This is a genomic window from Pseudovibrio exalbescens (genome assembly GCF_028737195.1).
Taxonomy (GTDB): domain Bacteria; phylum Pseudomonadota; class Alphaproteobacteria; order Rhizobiales; family Stappiaceae; genus Pseudovibrio; species Pseudovibrio zosterae.
Genome location: NZ_JAQZAJ010000002.1, coordinates 664,477 through 687,996 on the forward strand (window position 1 = coordinate 664,477; position 23,520 = coordinate 687,996).

Annotated in this window: 20 protein-coding genes; 4 read left to right on the forward strand and 16 right to left on the reverse strand. The window is 55.1% G+C overall.

The window, feature by feature from the left end; genetic code table 11:
* The first annotated feature begins 75 nt into the window (after positions 1 to 75).
* The 3 genes from PUV47_RS08285 (at position 76) to PUV47_RS08295 (ending at position 5,499) form a co-directional block, all read left to right on the forward strand.
* Positions 76 to 1,227: an efflux RND transporter periplasmic adaptor subunit gene (locus PUV47_RS08285; protein ID WP_274218050.1), complete on the forward strand. Its 1,152-nt coding sequence runs from the start codon at positions 76 to 78 to the stop codon at positions 1,225 to 1,227.
* Entirely contained in the window at positions 1,227 to 4,382 is a 3,156-nt protein-coding gene (locus PUV47_RS08290; protein ID WP_274218051.1) for an efflux RND transporter permease subunit, read from the forward strand. The genes PUV47_RS08285 and PUV47_RS08290 overlap by 1 nt, the downstream gene beginning before the upstream one ends.
* A 244-nt stretch (positions 4,383 to 4,626) precedes the next feature.
* Positions 4,627 to 5,499, forward strand: coding sequence for a hypothetical protein (locus PUV47_RS08295; RefSeq protein WP_274218052.1), 873 nt, complete (start codon positions 4,627 to 4,629; stop codon positions 5,497 to 5,499).
* 55 nt (positions 5,500 to 5,554) lie between these two features.
* Here the strand turns inward: PUV47_RS08295 and PUV47_RS08300 are convergent, their stop codons facing one another.
* The 7 genes from PUV47_RS08300 to PUV47_RS08330 all read right to left on the reverse strand — a co-directional run bounded on the left by PUV47_RS08300 (position 5,555) and on the right by PUV47_RS08330 (position 13,099).
* Positions 5,555 to 6,334, reverse strand: a complete 780-nt coding sequence (locus PUV47_RS08300) for an ABC transporter ATP-binding protein (protein WP_274218053.1) — start codon at positions 6,332 to 6,334, stop codon at positions 5,555 to 5,557.
* The gene (locus PUV47_RS08305) at positions 6,331 to 7,086 is read right to left on the reverse strand and encodes an ABC transporter ATP-binding protein (protein WP_274218054.1); all 756 of its coding nucleotides are present in this window, start codon (positions 7,084 to 7,086) and stop codon (positions 6,331 to 6,333) included. Before PUV47_RS08305 ends, PUV47_RS08300 begins: the two co-directional genes overlap by 4 nt.
* Before the next feature lie 9 nt (positions 7,087 to 7,095).
* On the reverse strand, positions 7,096 to 8,304 hold the full coding sequence (locus PUV47_RS08310) for a branched-chain amino acid ABC transporter permease (protein ID WP_274218055.1): 1,209 nt from the start codon (positions 8,302 to 8,304) through the stop codon (positions 7,096 to 7,098).
* A gap of 4 nt (positions 8,305 to 8,308) precedes the next feature.
* Complete coding sequence (locus tag PUV47_RS08315; protein WP_274218056.1) at positions 8,309 to 9,340, reverse strand: branched-chain amino acid ABC transporter permease; 1,032 nt, start codon at positions 9,338 to 9,340, stop codon at positions 8,309 to 8,311.
* 125 nt (positions 9,341 to 9,465) lie between these two features.
* Entirely contained in the window at positions 9,466 to 10,827 is a 1,362-nt protein-coding gene (locus PUV47_RS08320) for a substrate-binding protein (protein ID WP_274218057.1), read from the reverse strand.
* A 383-nt stretch (positions 10,828 to 11,210) separates the two neighbouring features.
* Positions 11,211 to 12,149, reverse strand: a complete 939-nt coding sequence (locus PUV47_RS08325; RefSeq protein WP_274218058.1) for a 2Fe-2S iron-sulfur cluster-binding protein — start codon at positions 12,147 to 12,149, stop codon at positions 11,211 to 11,213.
* Positions 12,150 to 12,283: 134 nt separating this feature from the next.
* Positions 12,284 to 13,099: a methyltransferase gene (locus PUV47_RS08330; protein WP_274218305.1), complete on the reverse strand. Its 816-nt coding sequence runs from the start codon at positions 13,097 to 13,099 to the stop codon at positions 12,284 to 12,286.
* A 293-nt stretch (positions 13,100 to 13,392) separates the two neighbouring features.
* Between PUV47_RS08330 and gltS the strand changes: the two genes are divergently transcribed.
* Positions 13,393 to 14,586 (forward strand): sodium/glutamate symporter, encoded by a 1,194-nt coding sequence (gltS, locus tag PUV47_RS08335; protein WP_274218059.1) that lies wholly within the window; start codon positions 13,393 to 13,395, stop codon positions 14,584 to 14,586.
* Here gltS and PUV47_RS08340 read toward each other — a convergent pair.
* From PUV47_RS08340 to PUV47_RS08380, 9 genes are all read right to left on the reverse strand, one after another.
* A complete protein-coding gene (locus tag PUV47_RS08340; RefSeq protein WP_274218060.1) occupies positions 14,573 to 15,025 on the reverse strand; it encodes a hypothetical protein in 453 nt (150 codons plus the stop codon). The genes gltS and PUV47_RS08340 overlap by 14 nt on opposite strands.
* 212 nt (positions 15,026 to 15,237) lie before the next feature.
* The gene (locus tag PUV47_RS08345; RefSeq protein ID WP_274218061.1) at positions 15,238 to 15,933 is read right to left on the reverse strand and encodes an orotate phosphoribosyltransferase; all 696 of its coding nucleotides are present in this window, start codon (positions 15,931 to 15,933) and stop codon (positions 15,238 to 15,240) included.
* A 42-nt stretch (positions 15,934 to 15,975) separates the two neighbouring features.
* Positions 15,976 to 17,016 (reverse strand): dihydroorotase, encoded by a 1,041-nt coding sequence (pyrC, locus tag PUV47_RS08350; RefSeq protein ID WP_274218306.1) that lies wholly within the window; start codon positions 17,014 to 17,016, stop codon positions 15,976 to 15,978.
* A gap of 10 nt (positions 17,017 to 17,026) precedes the next feature.
* Positions 17,027 to 18,298 carry a Zn-dependent hydrolase gene (locus PUV47_RS08355; protein ID WP_274218062.1) on the reverse strand — a complete coding sequence of 424 codons (1,272 nt, stop codon included), beginning with the start codon at positions 18,296 to 18,298 and terminating at the stop codon, positions 17,027 to 17,029.
* The gene (locus PUV47_RS08360; RefSeq protein WP_274218063.1) at positions 18,295 to 19,236 is read right to left on the reverse strand and encodes a dihydroorotate dehydrogenase; all 942 of its coding nucleotides are present in this window, start codon (positions 19,234 to 19,236) and stop codon (positions 18,295 to 18,297) included. The genes PUV47_RS08355 and PUV47_RS08360 overlap by 4 nt, the downstream gene beginning before the upstream one ends.
* A complete protein-coding gene (locus PUV47_RS08365; RefSeq protein ID WP_274218064.1) occupies positions 19,230 to 20,075 on the reverse strand; it encodes a dihydroorotate dehydrogenase electron transfer subunit in 846 nt (281 codons plus the stop codon). Before PUV47_RS08365 ends, PUV47_RS08360 begins: the two co-directional genes overlap by 7 nt.
* A 9-nt stretch (positions 20,076 to 20,084) precedes the next feature.
* Positions 20,085 to 21,365: a TRAP transporter large permease gene (locus tag PUV47_RS08370; protein ID WP_274218065.1), complete on the reverse strand. Its 1,281-nt coding sequence runs from the start codon at positions 21,363 to 21,365 to the stop codon at positions 20,085 to 20,087.
* The gene (locus tag PUV47_RS08375; RefSeq protein ID WP_274218066.1) at positions 21,362 to 21,883 is read right to left on the reverse strand and encodes a TRAP transporter small permease; all 522 of its coding nucleotides are present in this window, start codon (positions 21,881 to 21,883) and stop codon (positions 21,362 to 21,364) included. Before PUV47_RS08375 ends, PUV47_RS08370 begins: the two co-directional genes overlap by 4 nt.
* Before the next feature lie 87 nt (positions 21,884 to 21,970).
* Positions 21,971 to 23,005: a TRAP transporter substrate-binding protein gene (locus PUV47_RS08380; RefSeq protein WP_274218067.1), complete on the reverse strand. Its 1,035-nt coding sequence runs from the start codon at positions 23,003 to 23,005 to the stop codon at positions 21,971 to 21,973.
* Positions 23,006 to 23,520: the final 515 nt, after the last annotated feature.

Genomic DNA, 23,520 nt, shown 5'->3' on the forward strand with positions numbered 1-23,520 from the left:
TTTACTGACAAACATTCACTTCAAAGCCAATTGTTGGCTCACAGTTCAGCGTCGACCATAAGTGCGAGTGCCACTATGAAAACTACAGAGCTTAAACAAGTCTCTCCAAAATTTTCCATTAGACAGAACTTGGTTTCACTGGCATTTGCCACCGTGATTGGCCTCGGCGTTATGTCCTCACCCGTCGCCGCTCAGCAAGGCGAAGCTCCCAAACCGGCTGTCGTTGTTGAGCCAGTAACGACTCAGGTTGTGGAGGAGGAACGTATTTTTGCCGGGCGCACAGAAGCGATCAGCCGCGTGGATCTTATCGCGCGTGTAGGCGGTTTCCTGGAACCACTGAAATTTAAAGAGGGGCAGTCAGTCAAAAAAGGCGACGTGCTCTTTGTTATCCGTCAGGACCCTTATCAGTTTGCGGTAGAACAGGCGCAGGCCAATCTGGAAAGCGCGCAGGCACAAGTTGATCTGGCAAAGCTGGACTTCGATCGGAAGCAGCGCTTGGTGGACCGCGATACCGTTGCAGTCTCCGAGCTGGATGTTGCCCGCGCCAATCTGAAAGAGGCTGAAGCTGCGCGCTCCTTGCGTGAAGCAGATCTGGAACTTGCCAAGTTGGATCTGAGCTACACAGAGATTCTAGCGCCTACAGATGGCATCATCGGGTCGGCAACCTTTAAAGAAGGGGCCTACGTCACCGCAGCGAGCGGTACGCTGGCAACCGTTACCAGCATGGACCCTATCCGTGTCACTTTCCCTGTGCCGCAAGATTTGATCATCCGTTCGCAACGGAACAACTACGAGAGCACCGAGAATCTGGTTCTGCGCATCCGCTTGAGTGACGGTGAGTTCTACGAACACGAAGGCCGACTGGAGTTTCTGGAAGCAACCGCGAACCCGGGTACAGACACTGTGACCGCCCGTGCGCAGTTCCCAAACCCGGACCGGATGCTGTTTGACCGGCAGCTAGTGGACGTCGTGGCATCGCCTAAAGATGCAGAGCCTCAGCTGGTTATTTCTCAGGCGGCCATGCTGTTGGATCAGGAAGGTTCATTTGTTCTGGTCGTCAACGACAAGGGTGAGGTTGAGCAGAAGCGCATCACAATCGGCGAGCAGGTAAGCGGTTTGGTGATTGTAAGAAGTGGTTTGGAAGAAGGCGATCAGGTCATCACCTCTGGTATTCAGAAGGTGCGTCCTGGTCAGGTTGTTGACGCTCGTCTGGCGGGTCAGTCCTAATGATTTATGACGTCTTTATTCGCCGGCCTCGACTGGCGTTTGTGATATCGATCCTCATTGTGGTGGTCGGTATCATCTCGATGAATGCTATTCCGGTTTCTCAATATCCAACCATTGCCCCGCCGACCGTACAGGTGAACGCTACATACATCGGGGCAGATGCCTTGACGGTGGAGCAGAGTGTAGGCCAGCCCATCGAAAGCTCGGTGAACGGCGTGGACGGCATGCGCTACATGAAGTCCAACTCTTCAAGTGATGGCACCTACAGCCTGACGGTCTACTTTGACCTGACAACTGACCCGGACATTGCCGCGGTAAACGTGCAGAACCGTGTGAGTGCCATTGAGTCCAAGCTTCCTCAGGAAGTTCGGGACCAAGGTGTTACCGTGCAGAAAAAAGCCGGTGACATGCTGCAAGCCTATACGTTCTACTCGCCAAACGGCACCCATGATGGTCTGTTCATTTCGAACTATGTCACCATCAATATTCTGGACGAGTTGAAACGTCTTCCTGGTGTGGGTGATGCGCAGGCTCTGGGCGCTCTGGATTACTCCATGCGCATCTGGGTCGACCCGGACAAACTGCGTGCCTTGAACCTGACGACTGATGATGTCATCGGTGCCATTCGCTCTCAGAACAAGCAGGCGGCAGTTGGCCGCGTGGGGGCTGCGCCTGTTTCTACAGATCAGCAACTTCAGTTGACCGTTACCGCAAAAGGGCGTCTGGAGACTCCAGAAGAGTTCGGTGCGATTGTACTGCGCGCCAATCAGGATGGTTCGCTCGTGCGCCTGTCTGATGTAGCGCGCGTTGAGTTGAGCTCTGCCTCATATGACTGGAACGTGGAATTCCAGCAGCGCCAGTCCACCATGCTTGGTGTTTACCTGACGCCCGGTGCAAACGCGGTGGCGGTGTCCGAGCTGGTGAACCAACGCCTCGAAGTCTTGGCAGAACGTTTTCCTGAAGACCTCACCTATCTATCCGTTTTCGATACGTCCCTATTCGTGAACGAGATGATCTCCAAGGTGATTCACACCCTCATCGAAGCTTTTGTGCTGGTGACTGTTGTGGTGTTCATCTTCCTTGGCCGTTTCCGAGCAACCCTTATTCCGTTGATCGCAGTGCCGGTGTCCATCATTGGTGCAATTGCGGTTGCCTACATCCTCGGGTTCTCGGCCAACACGATTTCCCTTCTGGCCATGGTGCTTGCCATCGGTATCGTGGTCGATGACGCGATCATCGTGGTGGAGAATGTGGAACGCGTGATGCACGAGGATCCGCATCTGACACCGGCGCAAGCCACGTCCAAAGCGGTGAGTGAGATTGCGGGCCCGGTGCTGGCAATCACCTTCGTGTTGCTGTCTGTGTTCGTACCGGTGGCCTTCTTGCCCGGATCGTCAGGTGTGCTGTTCCGAGAGTTTGCGGTGTCCATCTCCGCGGCCATGGTGTTGTCTGCGATCAATGCGTTGACGCTGTCTCCCGCCCTTTGCGCAATCATGATGCGCCCAGGTGAGCTGACTGGTGTCATGGCAAAAATCACGGGCTTCATCGACCGCATGGGGGAGGGCTACGCAAATCTCATCCGCCGCATGGTGCACCTGTCTGTGGCTTCGTTGCCAGCGGTCGCGATCTTTGCGGGGCTGGGTTATTTCATCGTGAGCAACACACCAGATGGTTTCGTGCCCGCCGAAGATAAGGGCTACGCGCTTGTTCTGGTCAACCTGCCTCCGGGTGCGTCGTTGAACCGTACTGAAGCGGCCATGAAACAGGCGGATGATATCATCCAGCAGGACCCAGCAGTGTTCGCGACCACTCTCGTCTCAGGCTTTGACTTCCTGGGCGGCGGTGGCACGAGCCCGAACGCCGGTGTGATCTTCGTGAAGCTGAAGGATTATGCCGATCGCCCGAGTGCCGATCTGACGTCTTTCGCCTTTGTAAACCGAATGTACCCGGCACTACTTGGCATCCCAGAAGCAACGTTCTTCCCGGTGAACCCTCCGGCGATTGACGGTCTGGGTTCCGTGGGCGGTTTCGAGTATGTGCTTGAAGCATTGGAAGGTCAGGACCCTGCGGACATGGCCGCGGTGGGTCGTTCGTTGCAGGTCGCTGCCAACCAGCATCCGGCCATAACGGGCTTCTTCACAACGTTCGACGCGGAAACGCCGCAGGTGCGGGTGGTCTTGGATCGTGACCGCGCCATGGTGCTCGGCCTCAACATCGCCAACGTTTATGGCGCGTTGCAGGCCACACTTGGTGGCTACTATGTGAACGACTTCAACCTCTACGGCCGTACGTGGTCTGTTCGTCTGCAGGCTGAGACCGATGCCCGCAACGAGATTGACGATATTCGCAAGGTCAACGTTCGCTCCAATACAGGCGAGATGGTTGAGCTTTCTGCGGTGGTCAACACGGAGCTGACACGCGGTCCGAAGTCTATCACTCGTTACAACAACTATCGGGCGATCAGCTACAACGGCAATGCCTCACCGGGCTTTGGTCTGGGTGAGTCCATGGCCGCGATGGAAGAGGTCTCAGCTGACACGCTTCCCGACGGCTTTGCCTATGAATGGACGGGTATTGCTCTGGAGCAGAAGCAGGCTGCAGGCCAAACCGGCTTGGTGCTTGGTCTTGCGTTCCTGTTTGCCTACCTGTTCCTGGTGGCGCTTTATGAAAGTTGGAACACGCCAATTCCGGTTCTCTTGTCTGTGGCACCGGCGATTGTGGGCGCACTTGCCAGCCTCTGGATCTTCAACCTGAGCTTCGACATGTATGCTCAGATTGGTTTGGTGATCCTGATCGCGCTTGCGGGTAAGAACGCCATTCTCATGAACGAGTTCTCACTGGAGAAACGTATTCATGGCATGTCGATCTACGAGTCTGCGGTGGAAGGTGCTCGACTGCGTTTCCGTCCGGTAATGATGACCTCGCTGGCGTTTTCTGCAGGCCTCGTGCCTCTGGCTCTGACCTCTGGTCCGGGTGCAGGTGCCATGGTGGCTGTGGGTATTCCGGTTTTGGCGGGGATGGTGACCTCGTTCACCGTGGGTATCTTCCTCATTCCAACCCTTTACACCGTGTTCCAATGGATGCGTGAGAAGGCCGGCTGGACCCCAGAAATGGGCTTGGCTGCGATGGGTGAGAACCCACACGAGAAGAGCTAGGAAAGATCTCCAGCAGCAGTTAAAACGGGCCCGGCGCAGGAAACTGCTCCGGGCCTTTTTATGGCAGTCAAGCCGCACCAATTTCAGGGCAATTTTCCAGTGCACGACAGGAGAGTAGGCCAAGATTACACTCGATCCCATGTTAAACGCGCTTCGACATACCTCTTACAGATTTGCGCCGGGCCGCAAGGCGGAGCCCTTTTGCGAGTTTGTCTCGAGCCGCGGTCTGTTGAAGAGCTGCGCGGTGCGAAACCGAGAAGTGCGGTCGTCTTCGACGTCGCTTGATTTGGATTTGATACGGGCGCTAGAGCCCGGCGACACCATCTATGTGTGTACAGACGCTCTGCCGGTGTTCGCGGCAACCATGCTGCCCAAAATCTCCATGCCTTTTGCATTGGTGTCAGGCGACAGCGATCTGTCAGTCTCTCTTGAGGGGCTCGGGCGCGATACCCTGCGCGCCTTGCTGGACAATCCTTACCTGACACGCTGGTTCGCACAAAACCTTGCCTTCTCCCATCCCAAGATCAACCACCTTCCGATCGGGATGGACTATCACACGGTGGCAGCCAAAGCGAAGCACCCGTGGGGCGGCTTCGAGGCGCCGTTGGATCAAGAGCAGTCCCTTAAGGATATTCGAAATGGGGCGGCCGCTTTGGAAGAAAAGAAGCCATTCGGCTACTGTAATTGGCATCATTCGTTGGGAAATGGCGACCGAGCCGAGGTGCTGCAACTTCTGGACTGCTCTGCGATCTATCTGGAGCACCACCGCGTGCCTCGTAAGAAGAGCTGGCTCAAAAATGCAGACTTCTTCTTTACCATCAGCCCTTTTGGAGAGGGGATGGATTGTCATCGCACATGGGAGGCATTGCTGCTTGGCTCTGTGCCGATCATACCGGCTTCGCCCTTGAAGCCAATGTTTAAACGGTTGCCTGTCGTAATCGTGGAGGACTGGCGCCAGCTCAAACCCACATTTCTTGCTGAAGAAAAGCGGCGTATCTTGTCCCAAAGGTATGACTTCTCGCCGCTCTATCTGGACTACTGGCGTGCCCGCATCTCAGGACGCATCCCCTTGGCTCGCCCCATGATGACTTTCAGCGAGTTTCTGAGCCAGAGCTGAGACGCCCGATCACGACGAGGGCCGGGCGCTTCAGACTTTTGACGTTCAGGTTCGACTAGATCGCTAGATAGGTGTGACGGAGCTCTTCATTGTCGAGCACTTCCTGTGCTGTGCCGTCGAACACAACTTCACCCATGTCCAGAATGACCGCACGGTCTGCAAGGTGCAAAGCTGCTACTGCATTCTGCTCCACGATAATGGTGGTGATGCCAAGCTCCTTCACGTTCACAAGGATACGTTCGATTTCCTGAACGATCACAGGAGCCAAACCTTCATAAGGCTCATCCAACAGCAAGAGTTTAACATCGCGAGCCAGCGCGCGGGCAACCGCCAGCATTTGCTGCTCGCCGCCGGACATGGTTACCGCATCTTGCTTGGCCCGCTCAGCAAGGCGCGGGAAATGATCGTAAATGCGATCAAGCGACCAACCACGAGGCTCGGCGATTTGGGAAAGCTGCAGGTTCTCCTCGACAGTCAGACCCTGAATGATGCGCCGATCTTCCGGAACGAGTTGGATACCGCTGCGTGCGGCCTGATAGCTTTCCATCTCATGAACCGCTTGGTGATCAAGCCAGATTTCCCCGCGGCGCAGCTGCGGATCGCCTGCGCGCGCAATAGCGCGTAAGGTGGATGTCTTGCCTGCGCCGTTGCGGCCCAAGAGTGCGAGAATCTCGCCCTCACGCACCTCGAAGGTTACACCCTGCACAATATAGCTTTCGCCATAATAGGCATGAAGGTTCCAGGCGGAGAAATAGGCATGCGCGCCGCCATGAGCTTTCGAGGGTGCAACGGCTGGGGCCTTGCGACCCTCGAATTGGTCTTCAAACAAGGTCATATGTGCGCCCCTCCAAGATAGGCTTCCTGCACCCGTGGGTCACCTTTGATGTCCTCCGGCTTGCCTTCGACAATGACGGTGCCCTGAGCAAGCACGCTCACCTTATTCGCAAGCGAGAACACCACATGCATATCGTGTTCGATGACGATCTTGGTGATGCCGCGCTCACCAATGCGCTTCAACAGATCAATGGTGTTGTTGGTGTCAGCGCGGGACATGCCTGCGGTCGGCTCATCCAACAACACCAGTTTCGGGTCTTGCACCAGACACATGGCGAGTTCCAGTCGCCGCTTGTCGCCCCGTGACAAAGAGGCAGCCAGAACGTCTTTCTTTTCGGCCAGCCCAATGTCCTCCAGAATGCTCTCTGCCTTCTCCTGAATTTCGGCGCGTTTGCGAACACCACGCCAAGCATTGAAGGTGAAAGAGCCATCGCTCGAAGCCAAGGCCGGAATGACCACGTTGTCCAGAATGGAAAGGTCGCCGAAGATCTCCGGAGTTTGAAACACGCGCGAAACCCCAGCCTGATTGATTTCGTGCGGCTTGATCCCGATCAGGTTCTTGCCCATGAAGGTCACGGTGCCTGTGTCAGGTGTCAGCCTTCCCACGAAGCAGTTCAGCAGAGTTGATTTACCAGCCCCATTTGGGCCGATAATCGCATGAACATTGCCTTGCTCGACAGACAGGTTCACCTCATTAAGGGCTTTAAGGCCGCCGAAGCTCTTGTTCACCCCTTCAACTTTTAAAATTTCCATGGGGCTCTCCTATTCTGCAGCTTTTGCGCTTGGGACCGCGCCACCGGACACTTCGTCTTTGGGCGAGCGCCGTTTGAACAAGTCAACGATGCGGCGAATGCCTTCCATGATTCCGCCTGGCAGGAAGATGACAACCAGCATGAACACGATGCCGAGCGTAAGGTGCCAGCCTTTGCCGATGAACGGGTGGATGAGGAAGACCAGTGTATCCTCGATGCCATCCGGCAGTGCCGCGAACCATTGATGCAAGATGGTGTCATTGATCTTCGAGAAGATGTTCTCGAAGTACTTGATGAAACCTGCACCCAGGACCGGCCCGAAGAGTGTCCCAGCCCCACCAAGAATGGTCATCAAGACCACTTCACCACTTGCCGTCCATTGCATGCGTTCTGCACCGGCGAGAGGGTCCATGGCGACCATCAGCCCCCCGGCCAGGCCGGCGTACATGCCGGAAATCACGAAGGCCGCGAAGGTGTAGGGCTTGGAGTTCACGCCGGTGTAGTTCAAACGCTGTTGGTTGGACTTGACCGCCTTGAGCATCAGTCCGAAGGGGGACCGAAAGATGCGGATCGCTATGTAGAAGGCCACGATCATTACGACCGCGCAAAGATAGTAGCCCACGTTGAACGTAAAGGCCCATCCGCCGAGTGTCATTTCGTAGCTGTCGCGCATGGCAAGCCCAAACAGACTTGCGGGCGGAATGGAGCCAGCTACCTGTGAAACACCGAGAATACGCGGGTCATCCAATGCGAGTTGGAGCCCGGTCTCCCCATTTGTGATTGGTGTTAGCACGGAATAGGCAAGGCTGAACGACATCTGGGCGAAGGCCAGTGTCAGGATTGAGAAGTAGATCCCGGATCGGCGCAACGAGATGTAACCCACCAGTATTGAAAACAGACCTGCCACAATCATCGACATGAGGATCGCAGGGATCACATTCATGGTGAGGAGCTTCATCATCCATACGCCTGCATATGAGCCCACACCAAGAAATGCAGCATGGCCAAATGAAAGGTAGCCGGTCAGGCCGAACAGGATGTTGAAGCCGATGGCGAAGATCCCGAAGATCACAAAGCGCTGCATCAAGTCCGGATAACCGGCGTTGAATTGGGCCAGCTGCGAGGTTTCAGGAAATGGGTTCAGAATGAAGGGGGCAAACATCGTCATGATAACGACGATAATCAAGAGTGTGGTGTCTTTCTTGTTCAGTCCAAGCATGAGCTTAATCCTCCATCACACCCTTGCGACCCATCAGGCCACGAGGCCGGGTCAACAGCACAATGATGGCTACCAGATAAATCACGATCTGATTGATCCCGGGGAACAGCGCCACCACTTGGGCCATAGAGGCAAAGCTCTCTAGGATGCCAAGCAGGAAGCCTGCCAAAACCGCGCCGGCAAGCGAGCCCATTCCGCCAACCACAACAACGACAAAACTCAGAACCAGAAAGTCCATGCCCATGTGGTAATTGGGGGAATTGATTGGCGCATACATCACACCAGCGAGGCCCGCGACAACCGCGGCGATCGCAAACATGATGGTGAAGCGGCGGTCGATGTTGATGCCCAGAAAGCCGACAGTTTCGCGGTCGGCCATTCCGGCGCGCACCACCATGCCGAATGTCGTGTATCTGAGGAAGGCAAACACGGCGCCGATAATCCCAATGGCAAACGCGAAATAGACCATACGCCAGTAGGGATAAATGATGCTGCCCGGAGAGAAGCCCAGCCAGACCCCGAAGTCAAAACTGCCCGCAAACGATGGCGGCGCGGGCGTTGGGATCGGGTTCGCGCCAAAGAAATACTTGATGATTTCCTGAAGGACGATCGCCAGACCGAATGTCACCAGAATCTGGTCGGCATGTGGGCGTCTGTAAAAGTGTTTTATGAGCCCGCGTTCCATGATCAGGCCCACAAGCACCATCACCGGGATGGCGAACAATATGGAAAGCGGAACGGACCATTGAATGATTGCCGCGCCGATCTCTGGGCCGAACCAGGACTCCACATAGGGTGTTTCGACGCGCAGAGGGTTGCCGAGGAAGTCCGTTCGGCTGTCGTCAATAGTGGTGAAGGAGAGGGATAGGATGCCGTTCAACGTTACAGCACAAAACGCCCCAAGCATAAACAGAGCACCGTGAGCAAAGTTCACCACGCCCAGTGTCCCGAAAATGAGCGTCAAGCCAAGCGCGATGAGCGCGTATGCCGACCCTTTGTCGAGACCATTCAGAATTTGCAGGAATATCGCGTCCATGTGTCCGACCATTCGTCGTGATTGGATTTCGTCCCTCACTCAAAGGGACGACTGAATGGCCCGGCTCTTCTTGCTGCCAATTGGCATTTCAGAAGAGCCGGATCTGCTCTCGCAAGTTTCAGGTCTTATGCACCCGGGTTACATGTCCCCAGAGCGCCACCAGCGAACTGCGGGTGATCTGGGTCGTATGTCACCTGATCGACTGGGGTAACTTCGACGATCTCCAGAAGGTCGAACTCAGAGCTTGGGTTCTCCTTACCGCGCACAACCAGCACATCCTTGAAGCACTGGTGGTCAGCGCCCCGGTAGAGCGTCTTGCCATTGCCCAAACCGTCAAACTCGAAGTCTTCAAGAGCTTCAACAACGGCACATGGGTTAAAGCTGCCAGCGCGCTCCACAGCATCTGCGTAAAGCAAGGTCTGGACGTAGCAGGTATGAGCAGCCTGGCTAGGCGGGAAGCCGTACTTCGTGCCGAAGGACTTTACGAATGCCTTCGAGCCTTCGTCCTCCAGGGACCAGTGCCAGTTGGTCGAGCCGAAGATGCCCTTAACGTTGGCACCCGCGCCCTTTGCCATCAGTCGAGAGTACAGGGGTACGATGATCTCGAAGTTCTTGCCGTTGACTACACGGTCACGCAGGCCAAACTGCACGGCGTTGGTGAGTGAGTTCACCATGTTACCGCCGTAGTGGTTCAGAACCAACACGTCAGCGTCTGACTGCAGAACCGGTGTGATGTAAGCGGAGAAGTCGGTAGCAGCGAGAGGCGTTTTTACGGTCTCTACCGTTTCCCAACCCATGGCTTCGGTCGCTGAAGTAATTGCTTCTTCAGTCGTGTAGCCCCAGTTGTAGTCCGCTGTCAGGTGATAAGCCTTACGGTCGGAGCCATAGGCGTTGTTGAGCACCGGCGCGAGCGCCGCACCAGACATGTAGCTGTTGAAGAAGTGACGGAACCCGTTGGCACGCCTGTCTTTACCCGTCGTATCGTTTGAGTGGGTAAGGCCTGCCATGAAGATCACGCCTGCTTCCTGACACAGCGCTTGAACCGCCACGGCCACACCAGACGAAGAACCGCCGGTGATCATGATCGCACCGTCTTTCTCAATCATGGATTTGGCGGAGGCGCGTGCAGCATCCGACTTGGTCTGTGTGTCCCCGGTAACGTATCCCACCTTGTTGCCAAGAATACCGGTGCCCTGCAGTGCCTTGGAACTAAAGGTGCCGAGCATGCCGCCGTCACCTTCACCGTTCAGGTGTTCAACGGCCAGTCGGTAGGCACGCAGCTCATCCGCGCCCTCATCTGCATAAGGTCCGGTTTGTGGCACATTGAAACCCAATATCAGTTTACCAGACTTGGCCGGGTCATTCAGGAACGCGCCCTGTGACCAAGCTTTACTGGTAAAAATAGTTGGGGTGGCGAGCACGATACCGCTTGCTGCGGTCGTTTTAAGTAGGTTGCGGCGGCTGATGGTCCCGCGAAATCCGCTCATGAAGTCCTCCCAGGAAGGCTGGTTATGCCTATTGTCGACACGTCACGGCTGCCGAGTTCCTCCAATCGACGTCGAGGCGAACGCAGGGGTAAATTGCGAACGCTACGACAGGTGACGTAGGGTCGAAATTATCGATTAAGAAAAACTGTTCGCAATTGGACTTATGGATCTATACGAAAGAACAATTCTATTTGAAGGTATTTGTGTTCTGGAATATTTCTTGGATGAGGTGTGATTTTTGCAAATATTAATATTTGCAGTGCAGCGGTTGCAGGGCGCTTGTCTGCGCATCTATAATTGTTTTTATGGAAAATACTAGGTTCGTGTGCGCTGGTTACATATGCGGTTTGCGTGCACAAGTGCAGAAAAGCATATTTTCTCAATCAGGTACACGGTACCGGGTCTAGCAATGGTATTGGGTGCAGCGTCGCACGGACGCCGTTTGCCAGCGCTTTCGTTGCCTTCAAGACTGGATGGGTGCCGGCGGCATGAAGGACATCATACTCCGTCAAATCAGGCAGCATTTGCTGCAAATGCGCAGTGAGATCAGAAGCGGATGCATCAAACACCTCAATGCGGACTCCGCGTTCGTTGAGCAATGAGAAAGCGGGTTGAAGTTCGTTTCGTGAAGCAAGGCTTCGTTCAACGAGCATCACCTTTGGGCGCAAGGGTTGCCCACGGCAAGCTGCCATGGCGATCGACCAGATTGGCGTGAAACCTTGTGCGTCTGCGATCAAAATGAGCCGCTCATCTTCAAAGCGAAGGAACGAAGTGCCGAATGGGCCAAAAAGCTTTATGGCTTTTCCGTCTTTGAGCGGGTTGCGCGGGCGGTGCAGGCCGTCGAACAGCGTTTCAGGCCATAGATGAAAGGTGATCGTATTAAACTCTGGGGGTCGATCCAGCGAGAAACAGGGGAAAAACTGTACCTCTAGCCCTGACTTCCATTGAGCACGAAAATACTGGCCGGTCATCCAGGCTGGGGAGCCTTGAAATCGCACATCCAGCTCCACGAGATCGTTGGCCAGAGGTTGGAAATGGCACACGCGACCACGCCATTCAACGGGCTCGGCAAGGCCATCCCATGCCACTTCGCAGTCACCGGTTATCTTCGCCTTGCATGCCAGAACACTATGTTTTTGCAGAGTTCCTGCATCATCGATGCTGCCACTCATCAGCTTGACGCGGCAGGCCTCGCAAATGCCATCGTCGCAGTCATGTGGAAGCGCGACATCCGCCTCTTGAGCGGCTTCAAGGATGGTTTGGCCGTCACGGGCACTATGAAGTTTACCGTTTAGCTTTAAAGTATACTCGGGCGTGGCCATTAAAATCCCCGTTTTGGCCCAAAACAATCAAGCAAGTGCTATCGTTCAGCAATTACAGGCTGCTATACCATGCAGCGCCATGGTTAAAAACAGGTGATCCGACCAGCCACGCCATTTATTTTAAATTTTAAAGGTTATCCGCGTTTCTTCGCCATGTAGAGATGTCCCGGAACCGGCTGCCCTTGCTCATAGCGCACGATAATCGGGTTGCTCTCAAGCGTCTCGAATCCATTTTGATCCAAGAGTTTGCGCACATAGGTTTCTGCATGAGCAAAACGCTGGAAGCCGCCAACCTTGTAGTCCGCACCCTCAAACATCTCATCGGGCAAGGTTTCACTTGAGAATGCGAACATACCCTGTGCTGCACAATGTTCGCTCACGCCCGCAAAGAACTCTTCCAGCGCGCCCATGTAGGGCAAAACGTCTGTTGCGACAACCAGGTGCCACTGCGGGGCTTCAATGCCCTGAAGAAAGGCAACGAGTTCGGAGACATAGAGCGCGTCATAGACTTCTTTTTCATCGGCAATTTCAATCATGCCTTCGGAGATATCTACACCCGTGCGATCCTCGGTAATGTCCTCAACAGCTTCGGCTGTAAGGCCGGTGCCGCAGCCCAGATCCAGCATGCGCTGGTATGGGCCCGGTGCGATCTTGTCGAGGCGGTCTCGAACCTGCAGGGGAACCGAGTAGCCGAGCTGATCGACCAAAACGCTGTCGAACACTTCTGCATGTTGATCAAACAGAGTGCTTACATAGGCATCTGGAGCTTTGGGCGGGGTGCTACCGCGTCCCATGCTTGCAAGACGAACCGCTGCGCCCCCATGATCAGCGGGATCAAGGCGAAGGACTTCGGCGTACGCCGCTGCCGCTTCATCAAGCTTGCCAGCCTTTTCCAGTTCCAATGCCCGATTATAGGCTTCTGCAAGAGCATCGTTCTCGATATCGCTCATGGGGTCCTTTGCCTCTGCTCCGATGGGGGCAGCGTTCTTTGAGTGGTCAGTGGTCCGGCTATAGGCGATGGCTATGATGAATGCAAATGCTGCCTGACAAGGGCCCGGGTTGCCGTGGCTGGCCAGCGTAAATCCTAAGCCATGGTATGCCTTGTTACGCAGCGTCATATTTGGTAGGGCTAGCTGGATTTTAAGGAACCAACGCTTCGCACACCGATCGGGCACAATCAGCACCCAACTCTGAACTGCGACCCATACACGACAACAGAACAACACTTGAGGGAGCTATACCCATGCATTTTGATGGGTTTTTGACTGTCACTTTTGCCATTCTCGTTCTGTTTGTAGGGAAGTACGCGACCGACAGGTTCGCATTGCTGCGGCGCTTTACCATCCCTGATCCACTTGTGGGAGGACTGTTGTGCGCCGTTGTGCTCGCGATTGCCGCTGCTTTTGCTGACTTCGCCGTCACTTTCGCCAGTGAGCCGCGTGACTTCCTGCTGATCCTCTTTTTCGCAGCCATTGGTCTGAGGGCCAACATCAAGGACTTGGTCCAGGGCGGACTACCGCTTCTCATATTGATAGCCGTTTCTTCGGTTTTTCTTGCCGCGCAAAATGTGATCGGCATGGCCGCAGCGACGCTTTATGGCTACGATCCGCTGCTGGGCGTTGCCTCAGGCTCCATGTCTTTGGTGGGTGGCGTTGGTACAACAGTGGCATGGGCCCCGATCTTTTCGGAAAGGCTGGGCATTACCAATGCAGAAGCCATTGGTGTGGCCTGCAATACGGTTGGCATTATTGGGGCTTGTGTCATTGGCGGTCCGATCGCGCAGCGCTTGATCCATAAACACAATCTTTCCGGCTCAGCGGATGCGGATCTGGAAGTGGGGGAGCTTCAGGGAGAGATCAACCAGACGACGCTTAGCTACTACGATGTGCTGGCTGGTATCTTTCTCATCAATGTCGCCGTGGTTATTGGCTACTTCATGCATCTCTTTCTGGAAGAGGTGGGCGTAACCATGCCCATGTTTGTGCCCGTGCTTGTCGCTGGCATCTTGATGAACAACATCGGCATGCTGTTTGCCCCTAAGTTCGATCGGGATGGCCGCAACAAAGGCATCGCACTGGTCTCTGATATGTGCCTTGGCATTTTTCTGAGCATCACCCTGATGAGCATGGACTTGATCAGTCTTTGGTCCTCAATCAACTACGTCGCCTTTGTGATGACCTTGCAAATCCTCTTTGCGGTCGTTTTCGCGCTCTACGTGGTGTTCTGGGCGATGGGGCGAGACTATGACGCAGCAGTGATTTCCGCAGGGTTTGGCGGCATCGCTTTGGGCTCGACGGCAACCGCGGTCCTGAACATGACCTCGGTTGCTCAGCGGTATGGCGCGTCCCACAAGGCATTTCTGATCGTGCCACTGACCTGCGGCTTTTTCATCGACATCGCAAACTCAATGATGATCCGGTGGTTCACTGGCCTTTGAGGCTTGCCTGTCGCACAAGAAGATAGCGGGCCACAACGGCATGGCGCCCAGCCTCTGAATAGACGAGCTCAAGACTATCGGCATTTAGGAAACGACCTTCCAGCCGTCCGCTGTCTGGGTGTTGTACCAAGGTCAAACTGCGCCCATCGTAACCGAGCACGCCTATGAACGGTTGACGCGCCTTGCGTGTCTCGCTGGACCCGTCATGCCCCGGGCCCTTGGTCGCGTCGTTGTCCCAATGCACCATGCCTTCCAGCAGAGCGCCGTTTTGTTCTTCAATCTCCAGAGAGAAATGGGCGGTTTCTTCGTTGGTCTGATCTCGGTGCCAATAAAGTGCTTCAAGTTTAACTGCTGTCCAAAAGCCGGTGAGGCTGGGCAGAGGAGCGCCGCTGGGTTGCTCAAGTGCACTTGGTGGCTTTAGTCCCGTTGCAAAGGCCATGCTGGCACTCACAAGAAGACATAAAAAAGTTAGACGCAGAACTCCAAGCATAGACGCGACCCTCCAACTGCATCAGCAGCCTACAGATCGGTGCCCTTCAGAAAAGCCTCATGGAATCCCTGCTCATTATCCCCATGCCCCGTTAAGGGAGGCAAAAACACCAATGCGCGGGACAGTGCCCGCGCATTGAAAAGTTTCTCTCCAAACCGAACTCAGATGGAAATTTCTGTAACGCCGCCGTGGTTGCCAGACCACTCGAGCGGATTGTTCAGGAAGCTTTCCACTTCCTTCAGGGTCTGCGGGTCGAAATAGCCGTTTTTCTGGCACACGCGCAGCACATCCCACCAAGTGCATAGGTAATGCAGATTGAGGCCATGATCGGCCAGCTTCACCTTGGTTTCTGGAAAAATGTCGTAGTAGAACACCACCAGAGTGTCGCTCACTTCGGCACCGGCACGACGCAGGGCTTCGCAGAACTTGATTTTGGAGCCGCCGTCTGTTGTCAGGTCTTCCACCAGTAGAATGCGGCTACCTTCTTCAACGTGGCCCTCGATTTGCGCGTCGCGGCCAAACCCTTTTGGCTTCTTGCGAACGTACTGCATTGGCGCGTTCATCTTGTCCGCAATCCACGCAGCGAACGGAATGCCAGCGGTTTCGCCGCCTGCGACAGCGTCAAACTGCTCAAAGCCGACGTTTCGCAGGATGGTCGCAGTTGCGAAATCCATCAGGGTGTTGCGGATGCGCGGATATGAGATCAGCTTGCGGCAGTCGATGTAAACCGGGCTCGCCAGACCAGAGGTGAAGGTGTAAGGCTCCTCAGGGCGAAAATGAACGGCTTTGATCTCCAGCAGCATGTTCGCTGTGATTTCCGCCATCAACTCTGGTTCTGGGAATGAATTGGAAAACATGAGGCTCCCTCTAGTCAGCAGTTCTGGCCAGAGTGCCTATCTTTATTTTTCGACTTTCCAGAAAAGTTCAAACCCGGGATCAAAAACGGTTACCGGGCCGTCCTCACTCCAGATTTGCCGCGGAAACTTGATAGGATCATCGCTCTTGACCAGGTCAATTGTGTTTTCGTTCGGAGCCATGCCATAGAAGGCCGGTCCGTTCAAGGAGGTAAACGCTTCAAGCTTGTCGAGCGCACCTTCTTCTGCGAACACATGTGCCAGACAACTCATCGTATTGATAGCCGTAAAAATGCCCGCACAGCCACATGCACAGATTTTATTGGCTTCCGTGTGGGGGGCGCTGTCCGTGCCCAGAAAGAACTTGGGGGTGCCGGACGTGGCCGCTTCACGAAGGGCTAAACGATGATCTTCACTCTTCACGATCGGAAGACAGTAATAGTCGGGCCTGATGCCTCCGACCAAAAGGTGGTTGCGGTTCAGGATCAGGTGATGGGTCGTGATCGTGGCGGCCAGATTGTCATCGCCTGATTTGGCATAGTCGACACCTTGTTTGGTGGTGATGTGCTCCATCACAACACGAAGAGAGGGGATGCGACGGCGCAGTGGATCAAGAATCGTGTCTATGAACACCGCCTCGCGGTCAAAAATGTCGACCTCATGGGTGGTGACCTCGCCGTGGACCAAAAGCGGCATGCCGATCTCGGCCATGCGCTCCAGCACCGGGATGACGTTCTCGATGTTGCGAACGCCGCTGTTGGAATTTGTTGTTGCACCGGCCGGGTAGAGCTTGACCGCTGTGACGAGGCCAGACGTGTAGGCGTGCGCCAGATCGTCTGCGTCCGTATCCTCAGTCAGATAGAGGGTCATCAGCGGCGTGAACCCATGCTCTTCTGGAATGGCCGCAAGAATGCGGCCCTTGTAGGCGGCGGCATCCTTGGCTGTCACCACGGGCGGCACCAGATTTGGCATCACGATGGCGCGGGCGAAAGTTTCACTGGTGCTCGGGAGGACAGATCTCAGCATGCTGCCATCGCGCAAATGCAGGTGCCAATCATCGGGTTGGCGAATGGTCAGTCGGCTGATCTCAGTCATCCTAGGTCTCCATCAAGTAGCTGTAGAATATCTCTGTTCCGACCATAAAGTCCGAAATGTCCATGGCTTCAAGAGGATTGTGTGATCCATTTCGGTTACGTACAAACACCATCCCCGTGGAAATGCCGGAATTGGCGAAAACAGCAGCGTCATGGCCCGCGCCACTGGCCATGTGAAACGGCTCATAGCCAATTTCGTTCATTGCGCGGGACAGGCCATGGACGATCCGGGAATCACAGAGCGCGGGTTCAACCCGGTGCTCGTCATCCAAAATGAAGCGTACGCCACGGTCGGCTTCGATGGTTGCCATTTCCTGAGCCAGCATCTCGCGCATGCCGTTTAGAACGGCTTTGCTCTGGCTGCGGACATCCAGTGAGAAACCTACTTCATCGGGGATGCGTGTCATGGCATGGCGGTTCGGGTCAGTGCCCACAATGCCGCTGGTAAGAACAAGATCATTACCTTTCTGCAGAAGCGTGAGCCAGCTCTCATCAAGGCGCGTCAGCAGGTCTGCAAGAGCAAACACCGGGTCATGACGGTAAGCACGTGGTACGGCTCCAGAGTGACCGGGTTCACCAATGCAGCGAATGTTGCGATGGCGGAAGTTGCCCCTAATGCCAGTGACAATGCCTGCTGGAAGTTTCTTCTCGACAAGCAGGGGGCCTTGCTCGATGTGGAGCTCCAAATACTCAAGCACGCTTGACGGAGACAGAAATTGATCGCCGCGCTCGATGGGCTCCATATCAATGCCGATGTCATGCATGTGTTCGGCGAGCGTGCGCCCGTCCTCCTTATGGCGTGCAGCAAGCTCATCAAGGTGCAAATGGCCAAGCAATGCTTTCGAGCTGATGTAGCAAGGGCCGAACCAGGCGCTTTCCTCGCCGCGCAATGCAATCACTTTGACAGGGCGCTTGAAGCGCAGGCCCACCTGCTTGGCTTTCAGAAGGCACAGCAGTCCAGCAAGAATGCCTGCAAGGCCATCAAAGTTTCCGCCTTGAGGTACGCTGTCAATGTGGGAGCCGATAAGGACATATTGCGTTGCCTTGGCATCTTGCGGCAGCGAGAAGATGGCGTTCTCCAACGCATCATACTCCACATGCAAGCCATTGCCGCGTGCAAAATCTGCAAGGTACTTCAGGCTTTCTGTTTCGATCTCCGAGTAAGCAGGGCGGCTTACGCCCTCCGTATCGCGGGTGTGAAACTTGAAGTGCTCGAAAAGGTTCTTCGCGAGAGTTGCATCCGCTTCCGTGAAGCGCGAGTTACTGCGGTTCATGAGAGAGCCTCCAGAAACTGCTGATCAGCAGCCTCACCATCGCGCACTGAACCGATCAGGCTGCTCAGGTCCGCAAGACCCTCCGCTTCGGCATAGGCCGCCAGTTCGTCCACGAGTGTGGTCATGATTGTCGGATTGATGAATGTAGACGTACCAACTTGCACGGCGGTTGCGCCCGCGATGAGGTACTCCAGAATGTCTTCCAGATTTGCGATGCCACCACAACCGATCACAGGAATCGAGACCGCCTTTGCGCATTGATAGGTCATGCGCAGGGTAATCGGCTTCAGAGCGGGGCCGGACAGCCCGCCCATCAGGTTGCCGAGCTTCGGTTTGCGGGTGCGGACATCGATAGCCATAGAGAGCAGTGTATTGGCAACAACCAGTGCATCCGCGCCGCCTTCTTCAGCGGCTTGCGCGACTTCCGCTGTTTCTCCGGTATTTGGCGACAGTTTCGCCCACAGCGGCAGGTCGGTCGCTGAGCGCAGCTTCTCCATGACGGCGAGCGTTGAGGATGGGCGCATGGCAAATGCCTTGCCATCCTCCTCAATGTTTGGGCACGAGATGTTCACCTCAATGGCAGCAACACCGGGCACACTGATGTCTTCGCAAAGCTTCGCGAACTCATCGACTGTTCCGGCAGAAATGGACGCCACAAACGGACTGTCATAGTGCCTGAAGAACGGAAGGGTGTTTTCAAGGAAGTAAGCAAGCCCCTTGCTGGGAATCCCGATGGAGTTCAGCATGGAACCACGCACCTCACATACGCGCGGTGTTGGGTTGCCAGTCCGCACCTCGCGCGTAATTGTTTTTGCAACCAACGCACCAAGCTTGTTCAGATCCAGCACTTCCGAAAGGTCTTCAGAAAAAGTGCCTGAGGCTGGCATGATCGGGTTTTTCAGGGTCAGTTGGCCCAGTTTCACGGAAAGATCTACCATCCCATTGCCTCCTGAAGGTCAAACACTGGGCCCTCTTTGCACACGCGCAGGTGCACAACCTCTCCATTCTGCGAGAATGGGCGCACGCAGCATTGGCACATGCCGAGCCCACAGGCCATTTGCTGTTCCAGTGCGATTTCGCCGGGGATGTTATGCTTGGCGCCCAGCTCTTGAAGCAGCTTCAAGAGGCGATTGGAGCCACAGGTGTAGAACGCATCAACGCCTTGGCTGCCTATGAGTCCTTCAATCAGCGTTTGCAGGTTCTCAACGGAGGAGGAGCCATCTTCATCTGTCACGCTGATCACTTGCGCGCCAAGAGAGCGGAAGTGCTCCGTGGAAAGCAGGGCGGCCTCAGAGCGTGCGCTGCAAATGGCTGTCAGCTTGCGTCCAAGCCGAGCAGCTTCTTGCGCAAGGGGCGCAAGAGTGGCAAGTCCAACGCCGCGAGCCACCAGCAGCAGGTTCTGCCACTCCGGTTTGATGGTGTAGCCAACACCCAGCGGGCCGAGCACATTGAACAGCTCCCCCGGCTTGAGTGTCGCCATGGCCGCGGTTCCCTCTCCAGCGACCTTGTAAAGAAAAGCAAGCTCACCTTTGTCGGCATCAAAGCGATAGATGCTCATGGGGCGGCGCAGATAAGGCTGCTGTTGGTCCGTCACTGGACACAACAAATGGAAAAACTGCCCTGGTTGGCAGTTCAGGATGTGCTTTGGGGCTTCCAGTACCAGCAGCCGGTAGTCATCGTTGGCCGAGGTGTTGGACTTGACCGTACACAGTGCTTCAAATGCCTTAAGTCCGGCTTCAGGTCGAGCTGAAGCCGGATCCATGTCCTGATGTATCATTGTTAAGTCCTAGCCGAAGATGAGGCGTGGGATGAATAAGGAAAGATCCGGTACGTAGGTAACGATCCCCAAGACAACGAGGTTCATGACAACGAAAGGCCAGACCCCGCTGATGATCGTTGCCACCGGTTTGTTCAAAGTAGATGAAGCAACGAATATATCCAGCCCGAACGGCGGTGTGATCATGCCGAGGCTGATGTTGAGCGTGACAATCATGCCGAAGTGGACCGGATCAATGCCCAGGCTGGTTGCAACGGGGAACAGCGGCGGAACTAGCAGGATCAAGGCTGAGTTCGGATCAATGAACATGCCAGCGATCAGGAATGCCAGATTGATGATCATGAGGAACATGATTGGCCCGGCCTCAATGTCAGTCAAAAAGCCGGTAATGAAGGCCGGGACCTGCGCCAGTGTGACGAAGAACGCCAAAATGCCGCCGAACGCCAACAGGATGAAAATCACCGATGTTTGTATAGCGCTCTGCTCTGTAAGACGGAACAGATCCTTCAACGTCAGGTGTCGATACACCACCATCTCCACAATGATGGCGTAGACCACGCTGGTTACGGCCGCTTCGGTTGGCGTTACAAAACCAGAATAGATGCCACCGAGAATAATCACCGGCATGCCAAGTGCCCAGCCCGCACGACGGAAGCTGACCCAGCGCTCTTTCCATGACGTGCGCTCATAGGTTTTGATTGGCGAGCGGCGGGCTTCCCACATCACCATCAGGGCAAATGCCAGACCAAGGATCACACCAATGGCAAGGCCGCCCGCGAACAGCTTTGCAACTGAGGTGCCAGTCATCCAGCCATAGATGATCATGGTGATGGATGGTGGAATGAGGAGGGCCGTTTCGGCACTGGAGACGATAAGGCCCGTGCTGAAGCGATCGGAAAACCCAGTTTCACGCAGGCGCGGATACACCATGCGGCCCATGGCAGCCACCGTTGCCGGCGCTGAACCGGAGACGGAGCCAAACATCATGGAGGCGCCAATGGTGGTGTGGCCCATGCCACCGCGCGTATGACCCACCAGCGTTTGAATGAAGTCGGTCAGCCGCCGCGCTATCTGACCTGCGCCCATGAGCTGCGCCGCAAAGATGAAGAACGGGATTGCGAGCAGCGTGGTATGGTTGATGCCGCCAACCAGCTTTTGAACGAACACAGCCTCCGGAATGTGGCCGTAGAACATTTCCTTGACTGCAAGCGTAGGCAGGCCAAGCACGAGCAGCATTTCAAAGCCAAGGATCAGCAGAGCTGCGGCAAGGAGAATGGGGATGGCAATCATGATGCGTTCTCGCCTTCTTCTGCGGTTCGTGGGGCGTTTTCAAATCGATTGATTATGCCGAAAAGGTTCAGGAGATAGCGCAGGCCCAAGAGCGAGAAACCCAGAAGGGGTGCCAGATAAATCCAACCCATAGGCAGATCCAGCGTCGGGCTTTTCTGGCCTGTACCCAGCACGAACACCATGAGGCGGTAGCCCAGCAGTGCCACATAGAACGAAATGATAGCGCCGCTAAGGTCAATCGCGCGGATCAGCCATTTGCGTTGGTGTTCGGGCAGCTTGTTTCGAATGGTATCGATGCTCACATGGCGCCCGCGTTCCAGGGCAAGGCCCAGACCGCCGAACACAAGAAACAGATTGAGCAGGCGAACCGCTTCTTCAATCCATGCAAACTGTGCGGAATAGGAGCTTGCCAGCTCGCGCACCAGAACGTTGAAGAAGAACAGAAACACCATCACCAAGAAGATGGTGACGATCGATGTCCGCTCCACGAGGCGTAACAGATTGAGCGCTTTTCTCATGGTTTCCCCAAACAGTTCGCTGGCCCGCTGATATAAAACAGAAAAGGGCGCGGCCACTTCAGGCGCGCCCTCTCGTTTGCTTGGTAATCAGTTTGCGGAGACGTCCGCAAATGCTTTTTCGTAGATAGCGATCAGCTTCTGGCCTTCCTCGCCCGTTGCGGAGAGATAGGCATCCCGAGCGGTTGGGTACATCACTTCGCGCATCTTCGCCCGTTTTGCATCGTCTAGTTCGCGGACGGTCGTCCCGCTGTCCTTGATCACTTTGAGAGCGTCTTCGGCAGCAGCAGTCTTGTGCGCAACAAGCTCGGGGATCACTTCTTCGAAAGCTTCCGTAATGACGGTCTGATACTCAGCAGGCAGAGCAGCCCACCAAGCCTGATTGAACAAAACAACATCCTCGAAAGCGCCATGGTTGGTCAGAACAAGGTTGTCCTGCACCTCAAAGAACTTCATGCGCTGGATGGTATCAAGCGGGTTTTCCTGACCATCTACGATGCCCGTTTGCAGAGAGGTGTATACCTCATTGAATGGCAGCACGATTGCGGAAGCGCCCAATGCGGTAAACTGACCGATGAGGATTTTGGAGTCCATCACGCGGAACTTTTGGCCCTCAAAGTCATCAACGCTTTCAAGCGGTTTGTTGGAGGTCATGTGCTTCCAGCCATTTGGCCACAAGGCAACACCCTTCACGCCGCGGCTGTCGAAAGTCGCAAGCAGCGCTTCACCAAACTCACCGCCGCGGATTTTCTGAGCCTTCTCGGCATCCGTTGGCATCAGGTAAGGGATGTCGAGAACGGAAACCGCCGGGTTGAAGCCGCCAAGGAAACCGGCCGGAGAAACAGTGCCCTGAATGATGCCCAGCTGAACACCTTCAGTCATTTCGCGTTGGTTCCCAAGCTGACCTTGCGGGTAAATCTGGAACTCCACAGCACCGTCTGTGCGCTCCTTTACAAGCTCTGCAACCTTTTCGAGCATGATGTGACGGGACTGAGCCGTTGACTCAAGGTGTCCGATCTGAGCTGTGAAGTCAGCGGCGGAAGCAGTCGATACGGCAGCAAAAAACGCCCCGGAAGTGATTGCGCATGCAACCGCTGCCCGAGCAACTTTGTAAAGGTGCGTCATGATTTCCCCGATAAAAGTGTTCAAACGGACGAACATCTACACGAACAGCGAAGCCTGTCAACATAGTTGAGTAGAATTGAGCTAATTTCGCTCACCTCACCATACGGGAGATACGTCAATTCACTTATTTTGCGTCGCTTGGCTGGGCTGAAAACAAAAGCAAAGCCTTGCTAAAATGTGCTGTTTTTATCGGAATAAGCGATCAATATACTTTCGCTGCTAAGGGTGTGCAAGCGCCATGCTGGCATCAAGCACTTCTTATCCACGTTGAATTTTGCTCAACAATGAATCGTCCTTATTTAAATGCTGCTTGCAGGTAGCTCGAGCAGCTCTTCGCTCTGGCATTTGGCAAGGCAATAAAACAGATCTAAAGCTTGCGGCACAAGATAGGCTGCTGGTTTCTGTTAGTATCAAGAGCGTGAGGGTCAGAGTGGTTTCCGTTCTCTGAGAGCGGAAGGGAGCGTACAGGCCATTAGGCCTGTTTTCTGGGCAAGGACAACGAGGACGCGAAATCA